Annotated in this window: 24 protein-coding genes and 1 pseudogene; 13 read left to right on the top strand and 12 right to left on the bottom strand. The window is 63.9% G+C overall.

Going from position 1 to position 24,057, the window contains the following annotated elements; all coding sequences use genetic code 11:
- Positions 1 to 159: 159 nt before the first annotated feature.
- The 3 genes and pseudogenes from flaF to ACU0DV_RS24760 form a co-directional block, all read left to right on the top strand.
- Positions 160 to 507: pseudogene (gene flaF / locus ACU0DV_RS24770) on the top strand (flagellar biosynthesis regulator FlaF); the annotation flags it as partial.
- Positions 504 to 908 (top strand): flagellar biosynthesis repressor FlbT, encoded by a 405-nt coding sequence (flbT, locus tag ACU0DV_RS24765; protein ID WP_100928718.1) that lies wholly within the window; start codon positions 504 to 506, stop codon positions 906 to 908. The pseudogene flaF and the gene flbT, both read left to right, overlap by 4 nt.
- Entirely contained in the window at positions 908 to 2,116 is a 1,209-nt protein-coding gene (locus ACU0DV_RS24760; protein ID WP_446269822.1) for a DUF1217 domain-containing protein, read from the top strand. The genes flbT and ACU0DV_RS24760 overlap by 1 nt, the downstream gene beginning before the upstream one ends.
- Positions 2,117 to 2,129: 13 nt before the next feature.
- On the opposite strand, the gene ACU0DV_RS24755 is transcribed toward ACU0DV_RS24760, so the two are convergent.
- Entirely contained in the window at positions 2,130 to 3,503 is a 1,374-nt protein-coding gene (locus ACU0DV_RS24755) for a FliI/YscN family ATPase (RefSeq protein WP_446269821.1), read from the bottom strand.
- Positions 3,504 to 3,588: 85 nt separating this feature from the next.
- Between ACU0DV_RS24755 and ACU0DV_RS24750 the strand changes: the two genes are divergently transcribed.
- From ACU0DV_RS24750 to ACU0DV_RS24710, 9 genes are read left to right on the top strand one after another with little or no spacing between them, the layout of a single operon-like run.
- Complete coding sequence (locus tag ACU0DV_RS24750) at positions 3,589 to 3,966, top strand: FlgB family protein (protein ID WP_100928716.1); 378 nt, start codon at positions 3,589 to 3,591, stop codon at positions 3,964 to 3,966.
- Between the two features lie 12 nt (positions 3,967 to 3,978).
- Positions 3,979 to 4,368: a flagellar basal body rod protein FlgC gene (gene flgC, locus ACU0DV_RS24745; RefSeq protein WP_100928715.1), complete on the top strand. Its 390-nt coding sequence runs from the start codon at positions 3,979 to 3,981 to the stop codon at positions 4,366 to 4,368.
- A 57-nt stretch (positions 4,369 to 4,425) separates the two neighbouring features.
- Positions 4,426 to 4,719 (top strand): flagellar hook-basal body complex protein FliE, encoded by a 294-nt coding sequence (fliE, locus tag ACU0DV_RS24740; protein ID WP_100928714.1) that lies wholly within the window; start codon positions 4,426 to 4,428, stop codon positions 4,717 to 4,719.
- 3 nt (positions 4,720 to 4,722) lie between these two features.
- Positions 4,723 to 4,992, top strand: a complete 270-nt coding sequence (locus ACU0DV_RS24735; protein ID WP_100928713.1) for a flagellar biosynthetic protein FliQ — start codon at positions 4,723 to 4,725, stop codon at positions 4,990 to 4,992.
- A gap of 1 nt (position 4,993) precedes the next feature.
- Complete coding sequence (locus ACU0DV_RS24730; RefSeq protein ID WP_370311545.1) at positions 4,994 to 5,707, top strand: flagellar hook-basal body complex protein; 714 nt, start codon at positions 4,994 to 4,996, stop codon at positions 5,705 to 5,707.
- Between the two features lie 10 nt (positions 5,708 to 5,717).
- The gene (gene flgG / locus ACU0DV_RS24725) at positions 5,718 to 6,503 is read left to right on the top strand and encodes a flagellar basal-body rod protein FlgG (protein ID WP_005858541.1); all 786 of its coding nucleotides are present in this window, start codon (positions 5,718 to 5,720) and stop codon (positions 6,501 to 6,503) included.
- Positions 6,503 to 6,919 carry a flagellar basal body P-ring formation chaperone FlgA gene (flgA, locus tag ACU0DV_RS24720; RefSeq protein WP_446269820.1) on the top strand — a complete coding sequence of 139 codons (417 nt, stop codon included), beginning with the start codon at positions 6,503 to 6,505 and terminating at the stop codon, positions 6,917 to 6,919. Before flgG ends, flgA begins: the two co-directional genes overlap by 1 nt.
- A gap of 8 nt (positions 6,920 to 6,927) precedes the next feature.
- Complete coding sequence (flgH, locus tag ACU0DV_RS24715) at positions 6,928 to 7,656, top strand: flagellar basal body L-ring protein FlgH (protein ID WP_446269819.1); 729 nt, start codon at positions 6,928 to 6,930, stop codon at positions 7,654 to 7,656.
- 9 nt (positions 7,657 to 7,665) lie between these two features.
- Positions 7,666 to 8,178 (top strand): flagellar basal body-associated FliL family protein, encoded by a 513-nt coding sequence (locus tag ACU0DV_RS24710; RefSeq protein WP_100928709.1) that lies wholly within the window; start codon positions 7,666 to 7,668, stop codon positions 8,176 to 8,178.
- Between the two features lie 3 nt (positions 8,179 to 8,181).
- On the opposite strand, the gene ACU0DV_RS24705 is transcribed toward ACU0DV_RS24710, so the two are convergent.
- The 11 genes from ACU0DV_RS24705 to ACU0DV_RS24655 all read right to left on the bottom strand — a co-directional run bounded on the left by ACU0DV_RS24705 (position 8,182) and on the right by ACU0DV_RS24655 (position 21,823).
- On the bottom strand, positions 8,182 to 8,622 hold the full coding sequence (locus ACU0DV_RS24705) for a hypothetical protein (RefSeq protein ID WP_100928708.1): 441 nt from the start codon (positions 8,620 to 8,622) through the stop codon (positions 8,182 to 8,184).
- On the bottom strand, positions 8,619 to 9,710 hold the full coding sequence (locus ACU0DV_RS24700) for an EscU/YscU/HrcU family type III secretion system export apparatus switch protein (protein WP_446269818.1): 1,092 nt from the start codon (positions 9,708 to 9,710) through the stop codon (positions 8,619 to 8,621). The genes ACU0DV_RS24705 and ACU0DV_RS24700 overlap by 4 nt, the downstream gene beginning before the upstream one ends.
- Before the next feature lie 3 nt (positions 9,711 to 9,713).
- Positions 9,714 to 10,484, bottom strand: a complete 771-nt coding sequence (locus ACU0DV_RS24695; RefSeq protein ID WP_446269817.1) for a flagellar biosynthetic protein FliR — start codon at positions 10,482 to 10,484, stop codon at positions 9,714 to 9,716.
- Positions 10,481 to 12,562: a flagellar biosynthesis protein FlhA gene (gene flhA / locus ACU0DV_RS24690; protein WP_100928706.1), complete on the bottom strand. Its 2,082-nt coding sequence runs from the start codon at positions 12,560 to 12,562 to the stop codon at positions 10,481 to 10,483. The genes ACU0DV_RS24695 and flhA overlap by 4 nt, the downstream gene beginning before the upstream one ends.
- 183 nt (positions 12,563 to 12,745) lie before the next feature.
- Positions 12,746 to 15,037 carry a hypothetical protein gene (locus tag ACU0DV_RS24685; protein ID WP_446269816.1) on the bottom strand — a complete coding sequence of 764 codons (2,292 nt, stop codon included), beginning with the start codon at positions 15,035 to 15,037 and terminating at the stop codon, positions 12,746 to 12,748.
- Positions 15,034 to 15,903: a flagellar motor stator protein MotA gene (gene motA, locus ACU0DV_RS24680; RefSeq protein WP_100928704.1), complete on the bottom strand. Its 870-nt coding sequence runs from the start codon at positions 15,901 to 15,903 to the stop codon at positions 15,034 to 15,036. The genes ACU0DV_RS24685 and motA overlap by 4 nt, the downstream gene beginning before the upstream one ends.
- Positions 15,904 to 15,973: 70 nt before the next feature.
- Positions 15,974 to 17,080, bottom strand: a complete 1,107-nt coding sequence (locus tag ACU0DV_RS24675; protein WP_373418412.1) for a flagellar basal body P-ring protein FlgI — start codon at positions 17,078 to 17,080, stop codon at positions 15,974 to 15,976.
- Positions 17,080 to 18,078, bottom strand: a complete 999-nt coding sequence (locus tag ACU0DV_RS24670) for a flagellin (RefSeq protein WP_446269815.1) — start codon at positions 18,076 to 18,078, stop codon at positions 17,080 to 17,082. The genes ACU0DV_RS24675 and ACU0DV_RS24670 overlap by 1 nt, the downstream gene beginning before the upstream one ends.
- Before the next feature lie 12 nt (positions 18,079 to 18,090).
- On the bottom strand, positions 18,091 to 19,539 hold the full coding sequence (gene flgK / locus ACU0DV_RS24665; protein WP_446269814.1) for a flagellar hook-associated protein FlgK: 1,449 nt from the start codon (positions 19,537 to 19,539) through the stop codon (positions 18,091 to 18,093).
- Positions 19,540 to 19,573: 34 nt separating this feature from the next.
- On the bottom strand, positions 19,574 to 20,881 hold the full coding sequence (locus tag ACU0DV_RS24660; RefSeq protein WP_100928700.1) for a flagellar hook protein FlgE: 1,308 nt from the start codon (positions 20,879 to 20,881) through the stop codon (positions 19,574 to 19,576).
- A gap of 102 nt (positions 20,882 to 20,983) precedes the next feature.
- Positions 20,984 to 21,823 (bottom strand): flagellar motor protein MotB, encoded by an 840-nt coding sequence (locus ACU0DV_RS24655; RefSeq protein ID WP_100928699.1) that lies wholly within the window; start codon positions 21,821 to 21,823, stop codon positions 20,984 to 20,986.
- A 384-nt stretch (positions 21,824 to 22,207) separates the two neighbouring features.
- On the opposite strand from ACU0DV_RS24655, the gene ACU0DV_RS24650 reads away from it, so the two are divergent.
- Positions 22,208 to 24,057: YjbH domain-containing protein (locus ACU0DV_RS24650; RefSeq protein WP_446273614.1), on the top strand; the 1,850-nt coding region annotated here is incomplete at its 3' end.

Below are 24,057 nucleotides of genomic sequence, written 5' to 3'. Positions count from 1 at the left end.
GCTTTCATGCTGCCCGGTGCCATCCATTACCATCCGCACGGCGCGCTCGCGCACTTCTGGTGAATACTTGTTCGTTGTCTTTGTCATGATGCTCCATCCTACTCATGAGTTGGAGCCTCCGGCAAACCCGGCGCGGTTCAGACCCAAGCGCTACGTGCCTACGCTCAAAATGCCCGGACAACCCAGACTCCGCGCGGCACCGAATATGAGCTGATCGCACGCGTCACACACCGTATCAAAGCGGCAGCAGAAGCTGGTCCAATGGCATATCCGAAACTTGTCGAAGCGCTCTCCGACAATCAAAGGTTGTGGACTACGCTTGCCATCGATGTTGCCGACGACGGCAACGCCCTGCCGCAGGATCTTCGTGCCAGGATCTTTTACCTTGCCGAATTCGTCCAGCAGCAAACGTCCAAGGTCCTGACCCGAAAGGGCCGGATAACGCCGCTGCTGGAAATCAATGCCGCCATCCTCAAGGGGTTGAGCGGCCGGAGGACAAGCAGATGAGCGGACTGGTGCTAAAGCTGGGACCCAGGGAACGGGTCCTGATCAACGGTGCCGTGATCGAAAACGGCGACAAGCGGAGCAGGTTGTCCATCGTCACGCCGAACGCCAACGTTCTGCGCCTCAGGGATGCGATCCATCCGGATGAAGCGCGGACACCGGTGCGGCGACTGTGCTACACGGCGCAGCTGATCCTGACCGGCGATGCGCACCCGGAAGACGCGCGTTCGCAGCTTCTGCCAAGGATTGAGGAGTTGAGCCATATTCTGGTCGATCCGGACAGCCGAAGACTGCTGACACAGGCGACGGATGCACTGCTGGGCGACCAGTTCTACCAATGCCTCAAGGCGTTGAGAGCCCTGATCCCGCGCGAAGACCGGCTTTTGGCAACAGGTGCGAAATAATGCCTATCACGCCCATGATCCCGGGGTCGGGTTTGATCGGATGGCAGGTCCTTCAGACCACGATGTCCAAGCAGAGGACGGCGTTCAACGCCAGCGCGGACCTCGCCCGGGATACCGAGTACTTCAAGGAGAAGATCGGCACCATCGAGTCGGGCGACGATCTGGTCAAGGACCGGCGGCTCTTGAGTGTCGCGCTGGCCGCCTTCGGACTGAGTGACCAGGTCGACAGCACGTACCTCATTAAGCGTGTCCTGAACGAGGGCGCGGAAGACGACGGCGCCTTGGCCAACAAGCTGAAGGATGGCCGCTACATCGCCCTCGCCCGCGCGTTCAGCTTCGAGGAAACCACCAGTTTTCCTTTCCAGGAAGACGGGTTCGCAGGCGACATTCTGGCCTCTTACGATGAGCGCATTCGAGCTGATCTCGCCGACCTGCTGGAACAGCCGGAATACGCGACCAATCCCCTTGCCGCCGCGACGCTTGAAGCCACCGTTCTGGATGGACTCGAGACGACGAAGACTTACTTCAGGGAGTCCATTGGCTCTGTGACCGGTGTGGACGACCTGATGAAGGACAACGATCTTTTGAAGGTCGCGCTCACCGCATTCGGTGTAGAGGATCGCACCAACAGCAGGGCCCTTTTGAAGCGTGTTTTCGAAGAGGGCGCAAGCGATCCCGGAGCCTTGGCAAACGTCCTTGGCGACAGGGGTCTGATCGCGATGACCAAGGCGTTCGGCTTCGACACCGAGCCGACGACAGCAATCAGGACCAATGGGTTCGCGGACAAGATCATCGACAACTATCAGTGGCAGATGTTCGAGGATGCTGTGAACGAGGTTAACCCGACCATCGGCACCGCGCTCAGTTTCCAGCGTGGGGCACCGGCGCTGGCGGGCCTCGACAGCTCCGAAAACACCAAATGGTTCAACGTCTTGGGTGATTCCACCATGCGGGAGGTGTTCCAGACCGCCTTGGGTCTGCCCGGCAGTTTCAGCCAGATCGACATCGACAAGCAGGTTGAGATGCTGAAGGAAAAGGCCGCCAGCCGCTTCGGGATAACACAATTCAAGGATCTTGAAGACGAGACCATCCGCAACAAGGTGATCTACAGCTACCTGCTTCAATCGGATGTGGCCGCCAACGCGGGCTTCGGATCTCAGCAGATTGCGCTAACGCTGTTGTCTTCGATCCAGAACCAGAGCAGGTGACGCCACCCAGCCGCTAACGGGCTTGCAGACCCGGGCGGCCTCGTTGCGGTGCAGGTCGCCGCGGCTTGGCGGACTGGGACCGGCGCAGGATCAACTCCAGCCGTTGAAACGCGCGTTCCGGTCCTGCCGGCGATGACTCCGACAGGAAATCGTCGAGGTCCGACCAAGCCCGGACTGCCTGATCGAGGATCGGATCCTCCCCCTCGCGATACAGCCCGGCACGGATCATGGTTTCGGATCGGGCGTATGATCCCAGAAGTTGCCGGACATCCTGGATCAGCACGTTTTCCAGTTCGTTCGCCGCTTCGGGCAGACTTCGCGAGACGGAGCGCAAAAGGTCAATGGCGGGGAAGCGGCCACGTTCGGCGATCTGGCGATCCAGCACAACATGCCCATCGAGAACGCCCCGCAGGATATCGGCGATCGGCTCTTCCATGTCCGATCCGGCGACAAGCACGCTGAGGACGGCGGTGATGTCCCCCGAACCCTCGACACCGCATCCAGCCCTTTCGGCCAGTCGCATGATCTGGTGTGCGACCGACGGGGGGTGGCCCCGCAGCGCCGGCAATTCGCCGGAGGCTATGGCCACCTCGCGATGCGCCTCGGCGAAGCGCGTGATCGAATCGGCCATGTAGAGCACGTGCTTGCCCTGATCGCGAAAATGCTCAGCAATCGTCATGGCGGCCAGCGGGCAACGGCGCCGTTCCAACGGCGAACGGTCGGACGTCGCGGCGACGACGATACTGCGCTTCATCCCTTCCGGGCCGAGCACCTTGGTGACGAAATCGAGAACCTCACGGCCTCGTTCACCGACAAGCGCAAGGACGACCACGTCCGCCTGCATGCCCTGAGCGAGCTGCGCGAGAAGGCGTGACTTCCCGACGCCCGATCCCGCAAAAAGACCGATCCTCTGGCCCTGCGCGATGGGCAAGAGCGTGTCGAAGACCGACAGGCCGGTGGACAGGCGCGGGCCAAGGCGGCGACGCGCGGCGGCGGGCGGCGGGCTTGCCCGGAAGGGTCGTCGCTTTTGCCCGGGACCCAGCGGCGCGCCGTCTAGGGGGCGACCGTAGGCGTCCACGACCCGCCCGATCCAGCTGTTGCAGGGCGCAAGGGTCGGCGGCCCCAGCACCGCCACCCGGTCGCCCTTGGACACGCCTTCGGCGACCTCGTCCGGCAGCATGGCGACAAGGTCGTTCCGGATGCGCAGGACCTCTCCGCCAAGTGTTTGGGCACCGTGATACAGGCGCAGCCGGTCGCCGATGCTCGCCACTTCTGACAGGCCGCTGACCCAGATCGTCGTGCCGTCGACCGCCTGGACCCTGCCCACGTCGCGCACGGGTTGCATCTGCGCGATCCTGGCGCGCAGGCCGCTGATCTCTTCATCCATCGTACGCTCCGTTCAGGGTCCGCAAACCGTTTCTAAAGGAATCAGGGTTAAGCCTTGATTGAAACAAATCGAGGGAGAATCCCCGATGTTCCAAAATCTGGACGTCTTCAGAACGGCGATGGCGATGGCACGGCATGCGGGCGTGCAGCAGGCGTACTCCGCCCAGAATATGGCAAATGCGGATACGCCCGGTTACCGCGGCAAGGCCGTCGCGGAATTCAATGCGAGTGTGCGCCAGGGCTTCTCGGGTCAGCGCGCCACACGCGACCGGCACCTGAACGGCAGTACCTCGCGTGAACCGGATATCACCGAACGCGACTCGCCCGCCGATCCGAATGGCAACACCGTCTCCGTCGAAGAGGAGATGATGTTTGCCGTGAACGCCAAGCGTCAGCACGACCGGGCCCTCGCGATCTATCGCAGCAACCTGAACATCCTGCGGTCCAGCCTTGGACGCAGATAACGGGAGTCTTTCATGAGCGCTTTTTCAGATGCCCTGTCCGTCACCTCCGGCGGTCTGATGTCACAGGCCGCACGGCTGCGCGTCGTGTCGGAGAACATCGCGAACGTCGACACGCCCGGCTACCACCGGAAGCTGCTGAGCTTCGACGTGACGAAGGACGACTCCTCGCTGTCGCGGGTGGAGCCCGGAGACGTGGACCTGTCGCGCGTTCCCCTCGACGAGGTCTACGATCCCTCGCATCCGCTCGCCGACGAGACCGGCAGGTACCTCGGATCGAACGTCGACCTGATGATCGAGCTGGCCGACGCGCGCGAAGCCCAGCGGTCCTACGAGGCCAACCTCAAGATGTTCGACCAGACCCGCCAGATGTCGAGTGCACTTCTCGACCTGCTGCGCCGCTAAACCCCCAGTGACGCTAAACCCCCAGTGACGCTAAACCCCCAGTGAAAGGTGACCAGAATGGACGTCCGTTCGCTCTATGCAGCTCAGAAATACGCCGCTTCGCGCCCCGCGATGGAGCCCGATCCCGCAGAGCCCAGCAAAATGGAGGCCGACTTTGCCCGCGTGACGGAGGACTTCGTCCGGCAGCTCAGATCGGCAGAGGAAGCCTCTCAGGAAGCGATGACAGGCGATGCCGACCCGCACGCCCTGGTCGAGGCGCTCGCCCAGTCGGAGCTTGCCGTCGAAACCGTGGTGGCCGTCCGCGACAAGGTGGTCGAGGCCTACCAGGAAATCCTTCGGATGCCGGTCTGAGCCGTGCTGAACGAAACTGTCTTCTTCGACACCCTGCGCATGGGCCTGTGGGTCGCTGCCGTCACCTCGGTGCCGATCCTCGCCGCCGCGCTGGTTGCCGGTGTCGGAATCGGGCTTCTGCAGGCACTGACCTCCATCCAGGAAATGACACTGACCTTCGTGCCCAAGCTGCTCGCCATCGTGGCGGTGTTCTGGATGTCCATGAGCTTCATGACGAACACGCTCGTGGGGTTCTTCCAGGAACGCATCTTACCGATCATCGCAGGAGGGTGACATGGAAACCGCCGGTTACATCGCGCTGAGCCGCCAATCGAGCCTGCTACGTGAAATGCAGGTCATCGCCAACAACATCGCAAACGCGAACACCACGGGCTTCCGGCAGGAAGGGATGATCTTCTCCGAGTACCTGTCGGAAGGCGACCGGCTGGATTCGGTGTCGATGGCGGCGGGGCGGATCCACAAGACGTCCTTCGCGCAGGGGGAGCTGGAACCCACGGGCAGCGCCTACGATCTGGCCATCGAGGGGGAGGGGTTTTTCCTCGTCGGGACGCCCAACGGCGAACGCCTGACCCGGGCCGGGGCCTTTTCGCCCAGCGCCGAAGGTCTGCTGGTCACACCGGACGGAAACCCCGTTCTGGACGGCGGTGGCGCGCCGATCTTCGTGCCGCCCGACGCCACGGATCTTGCCATTGCGCAGGACGGCACGCTCAGCACGGGCGGCCGGCCCATCGGCCAGATCGGCGTGGTCCGCCCCGTCGACGAACTGGCCATGGTCCGCGAAGGATCGCAACTGTTCGAAGCCACCGCCGGGTTCGAGCCGGTGGACAACCCGCGCGTCATGCAGGGGTTCACCGAGGCCTCGAACGTGGACACGGTCCTGCAACTGGCCCGCATGGTCGAGGTGCAACGCGCCTACGAGCTGGGCCAGAGCTTTTCCGAACGCGAAGACGAACGCATCAGAGATGCCATCAAGGCATTCATGAAATAGGAGCAGTAGAATGCGCGCCCTCAAGATCGCCGCAACGGGCATGAGTGCCCAGCAGATGCGGGTCGAAGTCATATCCAACAATCTCTCGAACATGAGCACGACCGGCTACAACGCACGCCGGGCGGAGTTCGCCGATCTGCACTACCAGCAGATGGCCCGGGCCGGGACGGTCAATGCCTCCAACGGGACGGTGCTGCCGACAGGCATCCAGCTTGGCCTGGGCGTGCGGCCCGCTGCGGTTTCGGTGCAATTGTCCCAAGGCGCGCTGTCCGCCACCGGGGGCGATCTGGACGTCGCAATCGAGGGCAACGGTTATCTCGAGGTCACGCTGCCCTCCGGTCAGGCCGCATACACTCGCGACGGCGGGCTGAAACGCACGGGCGAAGGTCTGATCGTCACGTCGGACGGGCACCCCGTCGCGCCGGAAATCACGATACCCGACGACGCGCGCCGCATTTCCATCAATGCCGACGGGGAGGTCTATGCCTATTTCGCCGGACAGGCGCAGGCGCAGCTTCTGGGTCAGTTCACCCTGGCCGGTTTTGCGAACGCGAAGGGACTGGAAGCGATCGGCTCCAACCTCTTCGTCGAAACCGAGGCATCCGGCCCGGCAATCCAGTCCACACCCGGCCAGGACGGGCTTGGCACGCTGCGTCAGGGCTACCTCGAAGACAGCTCGGTCGATGCCGTCAAGGAGATCACCGACCTGATCGAGGCACAACGCGGGTACGAGCTGAACTCCAAGGTGATTTCGGCGGCAGACCAGATGCTTGGCGCGACGGCGCAGGTGCGCTGATGCGCCTCGCGCTTGCCATCCTGTGCACACTGGCCGGCGGCGCGCAGGCGGAGACGGTCGTCGCCACCCAGACGATCCGCCCGCAGCAGATCATCTCACCGGACGCCGTCCGGATAGATCAGGTCACGATTTCAGGTGCTTACGTTTCGCTCGACGATGTGATCGGCCAGGAATCACGGTACGCAATCTATCCCGGCAGGCCACTGATGATCGGCTCGGTCGGAGAGCCCGCGCTGGTGGACCGAAATCAGGTCGTCGAACTGATCTATGCGCGCGGCGGCCTGCGGATCATCGCGGAGGGCCGCGCACTGGATCGCGGCGCCGAGGGCGAGCGCATCCGCGTCATGAACAGCGACTCCCGGACGGTGCTGTTCGGAACAATCTCGCCGGACGGATCGGTCCTGGTGACAAAGTGAGGATCTCCATGCTGCGCATCACGTTTCTGATTGCACTGGTCGCGGCCACCGCGGCCTGCGCACGGATGAACCATATCGGCAAGGCGCCCGATTTCACGCCCCAGACGGAAAGCACCGAACGGGTCGCGATGATTGCCTCCGGCATTCCCGAAGTCAGCCCCCCGGGGCGCGCCAGCGACGGTGCTTCGCTCTGGAGCGCAGGTCAGGCCTCCCTTCTCGGGGACCGGCGCGCCATGAAGCGCGGCGACATCCTGACGGTCGTCATCCTGATCGATGACAGTGCGGAGATCCAGAACAGCACCTCCCGGTCGCGGAACGGGTCTGAATCGCTTGCCATCCCGGATCTCTTCGGCGTGCCGGAGCGGATCAACCAGGGGATCACGGACGGCGCCAGCCTCGACAGCGCGGTCGATCTGAACAGCAGCGCCTCTTCAGGCGGGGACGGATCGGTGCGCCGCAGTGAGAGCCTGACCCTGCGCATCGCCGCAACCGTCGTGGACGTGCTGCCGAACGGCATCCTTTCGATCGAGGGCAGCCAGGAAGTCCGCGTCAATTTCGAGCTGCGGGAACTGCTGGTCTCCGGCTACGTCCGGCCGGAGGACATCTCGCGCCAGAACGAGATCACCTACGACAAGATCGCATCCGCGCGGATTTCCTACGGCGGCCGGGGTCAGATCACCGATGTCCAGCAGCCGCGGATCGGCCAGCAGGTGCTCGACGCCGTCCTGCCGTTCTGAGGGGCCAGCATGATCAAGAAACTCCTTCCCATCATCCTCGCCCTGATCGGGACCGGCGCAGGCATCGGCGCGGGCATCATGCTGAAGCCCGCCCCGCCGCCGGAGGCAGAGGTCGCGGCAGTGGACTGCGTGGCCCCCGCAGGGGACGTCGCACACACGACGGTGGAGGCCGCCTCGCCAGAAGAAGCCGCACCCATCACGAACGAATACGTGAAGCTGACCAACCAGTTCATCGTGCCGGTCATGGGAGACGAGCGGGTTCAGGCACTGGTGGTGGCATCGCTCAGCGTCGAGGTCACGCAAGGCATGACCGAAACCGTCTACGCCCGTGAACCGAAACTGAGAGACGTTTTCCTGCAGATCATGTTCGATCACGCCAACATCGGCGGTTTCAACGGGTCCTTCACGGCCGGTCAGCGCATGGACATCCTGCGCAGCGCCTTGCTCGACGGTGCGCGGTCCGTTCTCGGGTCCGAGGCGCGCGACGTGTTGATCACGGAAATCGCCCGCCAAGACGTCTGAGAGCTAGGCCTCGTCCCCGTCTTCCGCACGCCGCATGGCGATCCGCAGTTGACCCAGCGCCTCCATGGCGTCGGCTTCGCGTGTGCGGGACTTGCGGAGTGCTTCCATCTTCGCTTCGCGCCGGATCGTCTCTGCCGCCTCGGTGCGCGAGAACGCCAGGCGCGCGCGGTCGAGCGTCATCAGCTCCTGCGCCCGCGCGCGCGCCGCCTGCCGCAGCATGTCCTGCCGCTTGCGCGCAAGCCAGCCCTGCCACAACGTGTCGGCGCCCAGGATCTGGCGGGCCGTGATGGCGCCCGGATCGGACTGCGCCGCCTTCCGCATGGCGTCGAGCTGGGCCAGCTCGCCATCGATACGCCGGCTTTGTTCAAGGTTGCGGCGATGCGCGTCCAGTTCCTGCTCCAGCAGAAGGCGCGTCGCTTCGGCCAGTTCGTCGTACCTGCTCATTTGCCGTAACTCCGTCTCGCCTTGGCGCGCATGCTTTCCGCGAACCGGATGGCTGCGGCGACCGGGCGGTAGTGTTCGGTCGCGATCTCATCGCCGATCCGGGTGGTAGCAAAAAGCGCGCGCGCGGTAGGCGGATCGGAATGGATCGGCACACCGGCGTCGGCGGCGACCTCCCTGATCCGGGCGGCAACGTAATCCGTGCCCTTGGCGACGCAGACCGGGGCCGAACCGGGCATCCTGCTCCACTTAAGCGCAACCGCGTAATGCGTCGGGTTCACGATCACCACGTCGGCGCCGGGCACATCCGGAAGCATCTGGTTCAGCGCCATTTCCTGGGCGCGCATCCTGCGATGCTGCTTGATGTAGGGATCGCCTTCCGAATCCTTCATCTCGTCCCGCAGTTCCTTCTGCGACATGCGGTTCTTGCGCATGTGCTCCATCCGTTGCCAGAAGGCGTCGATGGCGCCGATGACGATGGCGATCAGGACCACGACCAGCAGGAAGCGAAGCATCAGGTCCGTCATCAGCAACACGGCCTCGGCCGGGGTGCCGAAGACGGTGCCGACGATGCTGTCGAGCTGGTGCTGAAGGAAGACTGCAAGCAGGATGGAATAGATCGTCAGCTTCACGAAGCTCTTGAAGAACTCGAACAACCCACGGCGGCCGAACTTGTTCTTGGCACCTTCGATCGGATTGATGCGGGAGACTTTCGGCTGGAGTTTCGACCCCGCAAAGGCGAAGCCCCTTGTCGCAAACAGCGTCAAGAGCACGAAGACCCCGGGCACGAGAAGAAGCGGAAGGACCGGCGACATGGCCGCCGCCATGATCGACCCCGCGAGAGGCGTGGCGTTTCCGCCAAAGAACGCCTCGGCAATGCGGTCAGGCTGCTCAAGCAGCGGCAGCATGACTTCGGCGAATTGCGTCAGGATGTATCCGCCCGCCGCGACGCCGCAAAGCAGCAGACCGAGGTAGGCCATGGCGGTCAGAAGGTCGGCCGACCGGGGGATTTCGCCTTTCTTGCGGGCCTGGTCCAGCTTTCGCTGGGATGGTTCGTGGCTCTTCTCGGCGGCTTCGTCCTGATCGGCCATGTGTCACCTTGCGAAGGGCGCGACGAGGAATCCCTCGACCGCCGTCAACCAGACCGACAGCATGAACGGCGCCGCCACGAGAAGGGTCGCGATGGCGCCGAAGGTGATCACCGGCGCGCCGACGAAAGCCACCATGAGCTGCGGCATCGCCTTGTTGATGGCGCCGAGCGTCAGGTTGTAGATCACCGACAGGATCACGAAGGGCGCGGCGAGGCTGAACGCCAGGCCGAAGCTTTGAGCCACCCGCGCCCGCCCGGCCTCGGCGATAGCGGACGGGTTCGGGAACTCCATGAAGGGCAGGATTTCGTAGGACAGGACGATGAAGGCGGCGACGTTGACGTGAAACCCCGTGGCCATCAGCAGGGCTAGCGCCGCCATCGTCAGGATGTGCCCGATGGCCGGAAGCGGGTCCATGCCGGACTGCCCGAGAAGCTGGGACAGCGACGTGGACTGCGCCGCGATGGCGCCCGCCGTCTGGATGGCGAAGATGAACGTGCGCAGCATGATGCCGAGGAACAGGCCGGATATCGTCTCTGTCGCGAGGGCCCGCAGGAAGGTCCCCAGCGATGGCCCCGGCAAGGCGATCAGGGGCGCCACGGCGGGCGTCACCACAACGGTCAGAAGCAGCGCAAGCACCAGCCGGACCCGAACCGAGATCACCTGCTCGCCAAAGGCAGGCAGGATGGCCAGCATTGCCGCGATCCGCAGGAAGACGGCAAGGGACATCCACGCCGTGTCGCCCAAAAGTCCCTGCAGGATCGCGAGGCTGGTCACGCCGCCACCACGCCGACCAGCGAGGGCCGCGCCTCCAGCCCGATCTCCTCGAAGGACAGCACCGGGTTGGTCAGACCCTTGGCGACCATGACCGTCCTGAGGAACCGCCGCCGTCGGGCGGAAGTCACGACAGCTGGAAAGATCCCCTTCCCGCCCGCGTCGCCGATGGTCAGCGCAAGACCCTTTGTCAGGCTCTCGAACTGATCCGGCGGCAGGGCGACATCGAGCGCGCCATGCGCGCTTTCGACCTGGTAGGACTGGAACGTCTCTTCCCACTCCGGCGCGAGTTGCACGAGGGGGATCGTCCCATCGTCGCGGCGCATCCCTGCGACCAGCTGGAACCCGAGCCGCTGGCGCACGTGTTCGCAGATCGCCTCCGGCTGGCTTTGCTGACCGCGCATTTCCGCAATCGTTTCAAGGATCAACGGCAGGTTCCGGACCGACACCTGCTCATCCAGAAGCAGGCGGAGAACCTGCAACAGCGTGTCGATCTGCACCTTGTCCGGGATCAGTTCGTCCAGCAGCTTGCGGTTTGCCTCCGCCCGGACGGGATTGGACAGCGTGACCATTTCATCCAGCAGGCGGCGCAGTGCCTTCAGGGACAACAGTCGGCCAAAGTTGCGGCGGATCACCTCCAGCAGGTGGGTGGCCAGCACCTCTGTGGGCGTGACGATGGTGGCGCCGGTCATCGCGGCCCTGTCCTGATCGCCGGGCCTGATCCAACGGGCAGGCGCCCCGTAGACCGGTTCGGTCACATCGTGTCCGGAGGGCAGGCTGTCACCCGCATCAGGAAGCAGCGCCAGAACCATGTCGGGGTTGAGTTCGCCCCGTGCCATTTCCACCCCGTGAATGCGGACGACATAGGTCCCCGTCGGCAGGGAGGGCGCGTCCGTCAGCCGGATTTCCGGAAGGATCAGGCCGAAGTTGGACGCGATATGCGTGCGCATGTTGGAGATCCGGATGTCCAGGCCGGTGCCCGGATCCAGCACCATGTTGACGAGGTCCGGCGCGAACTCCACATGGATGTCGTCGAGGTCGAGCACATCGCCCATCCGCTGGCGCGCCGGCTCCTCCTCCTGCTCCTTGTCCTCTTCCGTTTTCGGTTTCTCCGGCGGGCGCTTTGCGATGTGCCACGCCGCCCAGCCAAGGACAGCACCACCCAGAATGAACGGAACAAACGGCAGGCCCGGCACGAGCGCAAACAGAACCATCAGGATCGCGACCGTCGCCAGAGCCGCCGGATGACGGCCAAGCTGGGTGATCATCGCCATGTCGGTCGAGCCGGTCGCACCGCCGCGCGCCAAGAGAAGACCGGCGGCGATGGAAATGATGACCGCCGGGATCTGGGACACGAGCCCGTCGCCCACCGTCAGGATCGCATAGGTTTCCATGGCGTCGCCCAGCGGCATGTCATGCACCGCGACGCCCATGATCATCCCCATGACGAGGTTGAGCAAAGTGATCAGAAGCCCCGCGACGGCATCGCCCTTCACGAACTTCGAGGCGCCGTCGAGCGACCCGAAAAACGTCGTCTCGAGCTGTTCAGTTTCGCGGCGCGCCTTTGCCTCTGCGTGGTCGATGGCACCCGCGGACATGTCTGCGTCGATGGCCAGCTGCTTGCCCGGCATCCCGTCGAGAGCGAAGCGGGCCGAAACCTCGGCCATCCGGGCCGAGCCCTTGGTGATGACCGCGAAATTCACGATCATCAAGACGCCGAACACGACAAGCCCGAGGAAGACGCTGCCGCCCATCACGAAATTGGCGAAACCCTGGATGACCTCACCCGCCGCGTGTGTACCGGTGTGCCCTTCGCCGATGATCAGCTTCGTCGAACTCACATTCAGCGACAGCCTGAGCATCAGCGAGGTCAGCAGGATCGTCGGGAAGGCCGAGAAATCGAGCGGCCTTTCGATGAACAGCGTGACGGTGAATATCAGGATCGCGAGGCCGAAGGAAACGGCAAGGCCGATGTCCAGGACCCATGACGGCATGGGCAGGATCATCATCACGATGATCGCCATGAGCGCGAGCGCCAGAAGCACCGTCGGCTTGAACAGCTGGGATGCGTCGAGTTTCATGCGAAGTGACCGCAGATTTCAGGACACGTCCACGGCTTTGTGACCTCCAGGACTGACCCGGCCCACTTCGCTCTGTCGGTCCCGTGTTTGAGGACGCTCTGCGATACCATCTTGCTCCGCCCCGTTTCGCGAAAATTCTCCTGAATTTTGCTAGGGCAAAATGGTTTAGAATGGGTGTTCAGATCAGCTGTCAGGGGCCACACGCGTGGTTTCGAGCAGGCTGCGGATCGTGTTCCGGGAACTCTCGCTCTCGGCAAAGATGTCCTCGGCGGCCCGCAGCGTGACATCAGTGTCGCCCATGGTCGTGCCTGCCTGCTGAAGCATCCTTGCGGCTTCGCTCATCACGCTGTCCGAGCCGTTGGCCATCTCCTCCCAATTGCCGGAGAGCCAAGCAGAGGTCGCAGCCGCGTCTTCGGCACCGACCTCACGAAAGATCCTCTCGGCAAAGACATGGTCACCCATCTGTCGACGCGCCTCCGCGCGCATACGTTCGACGTCTTCGCCCCTCAGCCCGATCAGCTGGATTTCCGCTTCCTCGGGTTCGCCAAGATCCATCAAAGCCGCTGCCCGGATCACGCGGATCGCCCTGTTGTCACCCTGCCCGGCGACCAGATCCAGCTGCTCCAGCGCCACATCGGCCATTCCAAGGCCGACAAGACGCTGGGCAATGCTGAGGATCGTTGCGTTGGTGACGCCGCGCTCTCCGCCGTGGGGATGGTCCGTGGACAGGGCGTGTTTCAGGAAGGTCAGATCCTCAGCCCGGTTCACAAGCTGGTGGAAAGCCAGTTCCCGTGTCTCTGCCTGAATGTCGTCCGGAATTCCCTTTGCGTCGTCCATCGCCGTGAACGCCTGGTCGAAGGCACCGTTCTGCAGAAGGGATCGGATATGCGCCTGCCAAAGCACCGCGCCCTGATCCGTGTTCCGGTACTCGTTGGCATAGGCGTCCGCGAGTTCGACGATCCTTTCGGGCAGCAGTTCATTCTGTGCCTCGGCCAGTGAAATGCGTGCCTTTATGGCCTCCGGCGTCTGTGGCGTTCCGTTTTCCGACAATGGTTTCAGGCGCGTTTCCGCTTCGGCCAGATTGCCGTCCTTCAGGTCCATGTTGGCGCGGCCAAGCGCGACGCGGTCGGATTCGGAGCCAAAAGCACGCTCCATCCGGACATAGACTTCGCGGGCGGCGTCTGTGAACCCGGCACCCGTCAGGCGTTCCGCGAGCAGCGGACCGAGATGTTCCTTCAGATGCTTGGGCAGCGCTTCGAACGACTGGAGGATCAGGTCGGTCTCGAGATGCGCGCTGCTTGAAAGGTTTTGCGTGGACAAGACGGCCCAGAGCGCGGCGGCACCTGCACAACTTTCCTGTCCGGCGAAGAACCTTCCGGGATCGGGGCGCCCATCCACCAGGAAACTGAGCGAGGTCATCAGGGCGTCCGGTTTTCCTTCGCTCATTTCGAGGATGACCTTCGCCTCAGCGCCAAAACCGTAATGCAACAGGCTGCGGGCGTAGGATTTCAGGGCGGATTGGTCGATGCGGTCGAACTCTCCGAACAAAGCGCTGCGGCGCTTCGACATCACGACCACGGCCTCCGACTCCGGTTCCGACCAATGGGCGATGTCGAGTTTACTGTCGGGGACACAGGTGTCCGCGCCGATGGAGACACGTCCGGCCCTGAGCGTTTCGTGCGTCGCGTTGGTCAACCCCGCGACGAGTTGTCTTGCGAGGTCAGCGGAGTCCGCCGACATGCGGGCCTCGCCCGGAGGTACAAGGTCCTCGCCGCGGTTCGGTTCGGACTGCGATTGCACGGTCTGGATGGAGGGGCTGAGCAGACCACGCGTGGCCGCCACAGCAAGGTCGGATGCGATCTGTTCGCCAAGGTCGGGGGCGCTGTTGGTCGGCTCGCTGTCTTCGGTCTCTGCCTGCTGTGTTTGCCGGCTCACGGTATTGTCCGGGTTGCGCATTTTCGGCAGCAGCGGATCGGTCTGCCGGCCCGGACCGATACCTGCCGTTTGCCCAACGCGCACCCTGCTCAGGTCCGCAACGAGAGGGCTGACTGCCGCGGCAGGGGACGGCTGAGGCGATTGAATCTCAGACTGCCGGGGTTCGGCCTCGGGCAAGGCGGCGCCCTCAACCTCTGACAGATCGAGCACCAGCAGGTTCGAATCGACGAGGAAACTGTCGGCCTCACACCTGCAGGCCAGTTTGACCACCAACGACCCGTTGCCGATCGCCGTCAGATCGGCGATGCGGCTACGGTCAATGCGTTGAAATGCCTCCGAAAGATCGAAGGTAACAGACGGATCTCTGATCCCGACGGTGACTGTCCCGGCGCCGGTATTGACGTCCCAGTCTGCACCGTTCGGCAGTTGCAGGACCAGCCTCGTGAAGTCGCCGTGCTCCCCGGTGCGCACGACCAGCGGTTGCGCCTGGGCAACCGCCGCCGTCGCGATCAGGAAGACGACCATCAGCCATCGGGTCATGCCGCCTCCTGCTTGACCGATTTCAGGGCCTCTTCGAGATCCTCAAAGGTCGGGCGGAAATGCCCCGGTGTGTTCTGCCTTCCGACTTCGATGCAGATGTTGGTTGCGTGGTTGTGAAGGTTGGCGACAAGGACCTCCCGGATCAGGTGATAGAAATGCATGTCCTCCTCGGCGACCGCCTTGACCTTGCCCGCGAAGGGACCGACCAGCCCGTAGGCCAGGAAAACGCCAAGGAAAGTCCCCACCAGCGCGCCGCCGATCAGCTTGCCCAGAACTTCGGGCGGCTGGTCGATGGAGGCCATGGTCTTGATCACGCCCAACACCGCCGCGACGATCCCCAGCGCCGGAAGCGCGTCGGCCATCGACTGGAGCGCATGGCTCGAATGCATCGCGTGATGCTCCATCCCCTCCAGACGTTTGTCGAGAACCTCCTCCACCTGGTGGGGGTCGTCGTAGTTCATCGAAACGGAGCGCATGGTGTCGCAGATCAGCTCGATCGCGTACTTGTCGCCCAGGATCTTCGGATATTTGCCGAAGATCGAAGATTCCGACGGGCTTTCAATGTGTTCCTCGATCGCGACCGGGTTCTGACGGGCAAGACGGATCAGTTCGAACAGAAGGCACAGAAGATCCCGGTAATCCTCGTGCTTCCACTTCGCGCCCTTGAAGACCTTGCCGATGTCCTTGAGGGCGTGTTTGACCGTGCCCCCGTCGTTGCCGATCAGGAAAGCCCCGGCCGCTGCGCCGCCGATCATCATGAATTCGAAGGGGAGCGCCTTGAGGATGATGCCCATCTTGCCGCCGGCGGCGAGGTATCCCCCGAACACCATGGCAAAAAGAACGACGATCCCGATGATTCCGAGCATGCTGAAAGCTCCAACTGCATTTCCCGGGCCAGACTGGCACCGAGCCGTTAAGAAAGCCTCTGCCGGGCTGTCACATCACCACAAAATCCGCGTGAAGTGCGCCTGCCGCCTTGATGCTCTTGAGGATGTCGATCATGTCGCGCGGGCTGACACCCAGCGCGTTCAGGCCTGCGATCACCTCGGAAAGGCTGGTCCCGGTCGGAACCTCGGCCAGCCCAATCCCCGGCTCTTCCTCGATGGAGGCGCCGGTGCGCGGCACCACCACGGTTTCCCCGTCGGCGAAGGGGTTCGGCTGGATGGCAAGCGGGGCCTCCTCGATCCTAAGGGTCAGGTTGCCCTGCGAGACGGCGACCCGCGAAATCCGGACGTCGGCCCCCATGACGATGGTGCCCGAGCGTTGATCCACCACGACACGCGCCCGGCGCTGCGGTTCGACGGCAAGGTTCTCGATGGCGACGACCGCGCGGGCCGGGGAAGACGCCCCAGTGTTCTGCAAATTCACCTGTATCGTGCCCGCATCCATCATGACGGCGGCGCGTCGCCCGAGAGAACGGTTGATGACGTCCTCGATCCGGGCCGCGGTCGTGAAATCCGGCTCCCTCAGGGCAAGGCGCAGCGATGACAGGTTGGCGAAATCGAAGGGCACTTCCCTCTCCACCCGTGCGCCGGAGGGAATGACACCGGAGGTCGGCACCCCCTGGACGACGCGCGCGGCATCGCCTTCTGCTTCCGCCCCTCCGGCAATGACGGTGCCTTGGGCTACCGCATAGATCTGACCATCCGCGGCGTTGAGCGGCGTCATGATCAGGGTGCCGCCCAGCAGGCTCTTGGCGTCGCCGATGGCCGAGACCGTCACATCGACCTGCCCGCCGGTGCGCGCGAACGGCGGAAGGCGCCCGGTCACCAGAACGGCGGCCACGTTGCGCGGCCGGAACTGTTCGCCGGTCACGTTCACACCCAGCCGTTCCAGGATGTTGGTCATGATCTCTTCGGTGAAGGGCGAGTTCCTCAGCCCGTCGCCCGTGCCGTTGAGGCCGACCACGAGGCCATAACCGACGAGGTCGTTGGACCGGACGCCATCGACCTCGACAAGATCCTTGATGCGGACGGATTGCGCGGCTGCGGGCAAGGCCATCGCAGCCACGATCATGAAGAGGGAAGCCAGACGTGTCAGCATCACAGGAACTCCGCCAGGGACAGTCGCTGCGAGCGGACCGTCATGGCATAAAGGCTCTCCAACTGCGCGCGGATGCTTTCGTAGCGGGAGGCCGTTTCATACTGATCCGCCCCGACCAGATCGAGACGCGCCATGCTGGTGGCCGTCCGTTCCGCCGCGTTGCGTGTGTTGGTTTCCTCCACCCGCGCTTCGAGCGCGCCCAGCCCCGCCCGCAGTTCGACGATGTCCTGCTGCGCGCCCAGAAGGTTGCGCCCGGAGGCTGCCAGCATCTCTACCTGCAGGTCCTGCGAGAACCCGAGGGACGAGTCCGTCGCCAGCGTAGCCATGACCAGCGGCTTCAGCACCTCCCTGAAGACCGGGTCGGTGGCGCGGATGTCGACGTTTGCGGTTTCCGTTTCGCTGAGCCGCAGGGGGGAAATCCCGGTATTCGACCCCTCGTAAGTCACCGTCTCATACGTGCCGCCCGCCCCGAAAAAGGTGTCGAGCGCGGTCTCCACGTCCGTCATCGAGGTGGCGCCGGCAAGGCTGGCGCGGACGTCGGTCAGCAGGTCCTCGATCCCCTGAACGGCGCGGCGGTCGGTCGCCGTCCCGGAAAAGAGGAACCGCCCCGCAACGCTGCGGTTGAGCCCGTTCAGGATCTGTCCCAGCGCATTTTCCGCATCCTCGGACATTGTCTTCAACAGCGGTCCGTTCGGCGTCAGCTCAGCCGAGATGAGCGTCTGCGACACCATTTCCGACCGTGTCTGGATCTCGTCGAGGGTGGTCTGCATCGAGCTGGTCAGAAACGTCGCTTCCGTGGTGTTGATCCGGTAGGCCTCCAGCCGTGAAAGCGACCGGTCGATGGCCTGCAACCCGGTCAGGTCGCCGTTCAGGTGCTTCCCGGGATCCTTCACGAATCCCGTGGAAACCTCCACCGCCAGCTTGTCCATTTCCTCGCGCAGCCTGACCTGGTTCGTTCGCAGAACCAGCGCGCGCGCCATGTCGCCGATGACTTCCATGGGAATGTCTCCTTAGATTGACAGCAGACGCTCGAACAGGTCGTCGACGGTCGAGATGACCTTTGCGTTGGCCGTGTAGTACTGTTCCACCTGCATCAGCTTCTGAAGCTCCTGGTCGGTATCGACACCCTTGGAGAGCTCCATCTCGCGCAGGGTCCGGTTCTGGGCCGACAGGAAGGTGAATGCGTTTTCCGACCGCACGCGTTCGCCGGCGACCGAGGACGAGAACTGCGACACCTGGTCGATGAACGTGCGGGCGATGCTGGGCAAAGCAGCCGATCCGGGCACGTTCGAGGCACCCAGGGCATCCGCGATCCCCTGCAGGAGGGTCGCATATCCGACCTCTCCGGCGGCGGCGGCGCCGATCCCGTCACGAATGCGCCAGGTCCCGCCGCCCGCCGGTGCAAGCACTGCGTTGAGGGAGATCCGCCCGGCGATCCCGGTTTCGTTCGCCGCCGCAAAGGCGATGCCGTTGTCGGTGAAAAAGCCCGGATCGGTGGCGCCAAGTGTGGTGTCCGGACCGCCTGGACCAAGCCGTTCGATCAAGTCGCGGGCGATGCCGTCCAGCTCCGCCTGCCGGTTCACCGCCGTCACGTCGCGTAATTCGAACTGCGCGGCGAGGCTGCCTCCGGCGAACATGCCGTTGGTGGACGGGTCGATCGGCGTGCCGTTCAAGGTCAGACCGGACAACCCGCCGCCGCCCAACGTCGTGGCTGCATCAATGGAACCGGTGGTGCTGAAGCCGACCTCGTAGGCCTTGCCGTCCAGCAGGATGCCACCCCTTCGCGTGAACAGGGCGATCTGGCCGTGCTCCCGCTCCACCACGCGCAGGGGCACGATGCTGGAGATTTCGTTCAGCAGGGCCTGCCGTTCATCGAGAACCGAGGCCGTGTCCGTCCCGGAGGCTTCGGCCTTGCGCACGATATCGTTGATGACCTCCAGCCGCGACACGGCCGCATTGAGCGTGGACACCTGCTTGGCAATCGTAGTGTCGGCGGTCTGCCGGGCGAGCTGCACCTCAAAGGAAAGGTCGTTGATGGCGTTGGTCAGATCGGTCGCCGTGACGGCCACCAGTTCCAGCCGCTGCGCGGACGCCGGGTTCGAGGACGCGGACAACAGCGCGTTTTCGAAGGCGGTGATCCGGTCGGTGAGGGAGCCGGACGTCCCCGACTCCCCGACCAGTGTCTCGAGCCGTTTCGCGAAGGCGTACATGTCGCTGCCGCCCGCAAGCTGGGAATCCGCCACCATCCGGTCGGCCACCAGAACGGGATCGTACTGCCGGACGACACCCGCGACGAGAACGCCGCCACGTGTGCCGGATCCGAGCGCGCTCAGTTCCATCGTCCGCCGCCCGTAGGCCTCGTTCGTGGCGTTCGCGATGTTGGTCGAGATCAGCGATGCTGCGCGCGTGTTGGCTTTCAGGCCGGACATCGCGGCGTTCAGGGCTCCCGTCAGGGACATTTAGCGCCCTCCTTTTGTCAGGATCGGTTTCGGATCAGCGCTTGATGTTGGTGGTTTCCTGCAACATCTCGTCGACCGTTTGAATGACCTTCGCGTTGGACGAATAGGCACGCTGCGTCTGGATCATGTCGGTCAGTTCGGCAGCCACGTCGGTGGTCGATTCCTCGCGTGCGTAGGGAACGATCTCTCCTGTTGGGCCGTCGCCGGCATCCCAGAGGAAGAAGCTGCCGCTCTCTGCCGAGGGCTGGAACAACTGGTTGTTCAGCGCGATCATGCCGTTCGGGTTCGGAACGTCGACCAGCGGGATCTGGAAGATGACAGCGCTGGCCCCGGTGTCGAAGTAAGCGTAGACCCGCCCGCTTTCATCGACTTCAACGGAGGTCATGTTGCCCGCAGGCGACCCGTCCTTTGCGATGTTCAGTGGCGCGAAGCTGTCGGAGCGCTGGGTCAAGCCGTTGTTGGTGAAGAGCTGTCCGATGCTCAGTTCGATCGGGCCGCCCGCTGCGTTCACGATGACGGAGCCTGCCACGCCGTCGTAGGCGCCGCCGGCACTGATCGGTGCGCTGACGCTTGCCAGTGTGCCGCCCGCCGATGGCGTATTGTCGAAAGTCACTGTGTAGTCGCCGATGATTGCGCCGCCACTGGCGGAATCGGTGATGACCATCGTCCATTCGTTAGAAGAGCCGGTGGCCGGGACGGTGGGCGTGAACGTCACGTTCAGCGATTCCGATCGGCCAAGGTTGTCGAAATATTCGATGGGCAGTTCCAGCGGATCACCGGAGGCGCCGGCGGTCGTCTGTGTCGCCGGCAGGTTGACGCCCATCGTGATCGCGGTCGTCGGTTCGCTGAGATACTGGTTCAGCGCGATCTGGATAGGCTCGAGGCTGGCAGATGTGTCGCGGGCCAGGTTCGGAATGCTGCCGTCCGCATTTGCCCGCCAGCCCAGCAGCATGAGGCCCGATTCCGTCCTGAGATACCCTTCTGCATCCAGCCGGAACGATGCCGTCGTCGTCATGAACATCTGCGGATTGCCGTTGCCGGCCAGCACCTCTGTCGCCTGGGCCACCGGAAGGAAACCGGTGCCGCGGACGGCGAGGTCAGTGGCGTTGTTCGTCGTCACCAGCGCGCCGTGCTCCGCGACGAGCCGGTTGGTCTGCGTGCGGACACCCCCGGCGGTGTAGGTGCCGGAGTTTCCCGAGGTCACCATGGCGGAAAATTCCGTCTCGACGCGCTTGTAGCCTTGCGTCGCAGAGTTGGCGATGTTGTCGGAAATGGTCGCCAGCCGCGTCGCGTTTGCCGAAAGGCCTGCAACACCTGCGTTGAGAGAAGATGAGATCGTCATTGACACGCCTTTCTGCTGTCTCGCTCAAATTTCGAGACAACTGATAAGGCCGCCGGTTTAACGCCCGGCTAACAGCTAAAATCCGATCCAATCTCGGGCCCGTCACAAGTCACGCAGAAAGACCACCTCGATCCGGTTGTTGCGGGGGTTCATCGGATTGGCGTGCACCGGTTCCCGGTCGGCGTAGGAGGTGACCCGCTTGATGCGGTTCTCCGACACCCCGTCGCCGGTCAGCAACTCGCGGAAGGCGGAGGCGCGCAACCCGGAGACATCCCAGCTTGGATCCCGAGCCAGAACAAGGGGATAGGACGCGACGTGCCCCTCGATCGCCATCTGGTTGGTCACCACTTCGGACGCTCGCGCCAGGACAAGCGCCAGATCCTCCAGCAGGGGCGTCGGTGTCGCTTCGCCGGTGAAGAGGCGGGCGTGCTCGGATTCGAAGAACTCGATCACCAGCCCCTCATCGGTGACGCGTGTGACGATGTGCTCCATCAGTTCGTCGGCGACCATGCTCTCTCCGCCGCGGCCCATGAGCATCTCTTCCACCTCCTTGAAGGCTTCGTCCATGTCTGCGGCGTCATCGCCGGTATCCCCCTCGGTGAAGGTCCCCTGTTCGCCGTTGGAGGCGGCCGGGTTCAGACTGGTGGAACCGGAGCCCATGCGCGGCAGGGTGTTTTCCGCAAACACGGAGTCACCACCCAGCGGGCCATCCCCGCCACCGGACACACGGGCCATGGCGACCGTCGGGGTGAAGTAGTCGGCAATACCCTTGCGCTGCTTCTCCGTTGTCGCGTTCAATAGCCACATCAAAAGGAAGAACGCCATCATGGCCGTGACGAAGTCGGCATACGCCACCTTCCACGCCCCGCCATGGTGCCCGTCGCCGCCGACGACTTTCTTCCGTTTGATGATGATAGGCGCAAGTTCATTGTCGCCGCTCATCGCACTCACCTTTCTCCCACCGGGGTCAGGTTTATGCGGCGGCGGCTTACCACCGCCTTAACGAGTCAAAGTGTCGGGTTAATTTTGCCAGACTCACAACCGTGCTCATAATCACACAGACCCGGCGGCGAACCGTGCAAATTTATGGACACGAACATGGCAAAACCGTAGCAAGAGTGCGGGCCAAGAAGAGCAGAGGTAAGAACATGCCGGGTATCCCTTCCCGACACTCACGACGCGGACGGATCGTCGGGGCGCTTCTCGGCTCCGTCGCAACGCTCTGGTCTTCTGCCGCGGTACCGCAGGAAGGCCGCGACGGCGCCACCATGAACCTCTACGGGACCCCGGGCCTCGTCGACATGCCGACAGCCGACAGCCGAAGTCCTGCCGGATGCGACGCTCAGTGCAACCTATGGCGGATTCGGAAACTACACCCGCTCAACCCTGAGCTTCCAGATCACGCCCCGCTTGTCGGGCAGCTTTCGCTACTCGGAACTGAAGGCCTTCCCCTTCGCGGTCTCCGAAGACTACTTCGACCGCAGCTTTGACATTCGTTACCTTCTGATGAAGGAAAGCGGCTGGCGCCCGGCCATCGTGGTCGGCATGTCGGACATCATCGGTACGGGCGTCTACAGCGGCGAATACGTCGTCGCGACCAAGACGCTGATGCCCGGCCTCAAGGTGACCGGCGGGATCGGCTGGGGCCGCTTCGGCAGCGAAGCGACGCTCGGATCTCTCGGGACCCGTCCGACGACCGTTCTCGGCCAGGGCGGCAAGTTCACGACCGACCGCTGGTTCCGCGGCGACATGGCCGCGTTCGGCGGTGTCAGCTACGCCCCCAACGACCGCTTCAAGTTCAAGGTCGAATACTCCTCCGACCAGTACGAACGCGAAGTTGCGAGCGGCGGTGTCGAGCACAAGTCGCCCTGGAACTTCGGCGTCGATTACAAGCTCTGGCAGGGCGCGGGCCAGCTTTCGCTCTACAGTGTGCTTGGCAGTGAGGTTGGCGCGCAGCTGACGGTTTACACCAACCCGAAGACGCTGGGCGTTCCCGGCGGGGTCGAGCCGTCCGGCCTGCCCGTCGCCCCCCGTCCGGCCGGCGCCGCCGCCGACCTTGGCTGGACCGTCGACCCGCAGAAGACCACCGCAGCGCAGACGCAGCTTGCCCAGACGCTAGCCTCGGAAGGCATCAGGCTGGAGGGCATGACCCTCGAAAGCCGTCGGGCCGTCGTGCGTGTGTCCAACCCGCGCTTCAACTCCGAAGCGCAGGCGCTTGGCCGTATCGCCCGCGTCATGACCCGGACACTTCCCGCATCGGTCGAACAGTTCGAAATCATCCCGATGGTCAACGGCATGGCCACGTCGTCGGTCGTCATCATGCGCTCCGACCTCGAACGCGAGGAGCATGAGGCCGCCATCGAGATCCTGCCGCGCGTGCGCTTCTACGACGGTTTCGGGCGCGAGCCCGAGGCATATCAGTCGTCCTATCCGCAGTTCGATTGGTCGCTTGCTCCCTACCTCGACGTGTCGGTCTTCGACCCCGAAGAGCCGGTCCGGACCGAGGGAGGCCTGCGCGGCACGTTCAGCCTCGACGTCACACCGAACCTCGTGTTCTCCGGGTCGGCCTCCTACCGTGCCACGGGCAACATCAGCGACATCAGCCGCCGGGATGAATCTGGCCTGCCGCGCGTTCGCACGGATGCTCCGGTCTACGCCGCAGAGGGTGACGAAACCATCGAGAACCTCCAGCTCGCCTATTACGGGCGCCCGGGCAAGAACCTCTACGGCCGGATCTCGGCGGGCTACCTCGAAGAGATGTACGGCGGTGTCTCGGCCGAGATCCTCTGGAAGCCGGTCACCAGCCGTGTCGCCTTCGGCGCGGAAGTGAACTGGATCCAGCGCCGCGACTACGATCAGCTTTTCGGCTTCCAGTCGATGACCACCACCGACCCGGTGTCCGGCGTCAAGCGCGAAATCCCGGAGTTCAACGGCCATGTCTCGGCGTACTACGACTTCGGCAACGGCTTCCACGGCCAGCTTGACGTGGGCCGCTACCTGGCCTGCGACATCGGTGCCACCGTGGGGCTCGACCGCGAGTTTGCCACCGGCTGGAGCGTCGGCGCCTATGCGACCGTCACCGATGCCTCTGCCGAAGACTTCGGCGAAGGTTCCTTCGACAAGGGTATCCGCGTCACGATCCCGATCAGCTCGCTGCTCAACGTCCCCACCCGGCG

The sequence above is a fragment of the Sagittula sp. genome (assembly GCF_052825245.1).
Note: the sequence above shows the minus strand (reverse complement) of the source record. Positions and strands in the feature narration are given on the sequence as shown.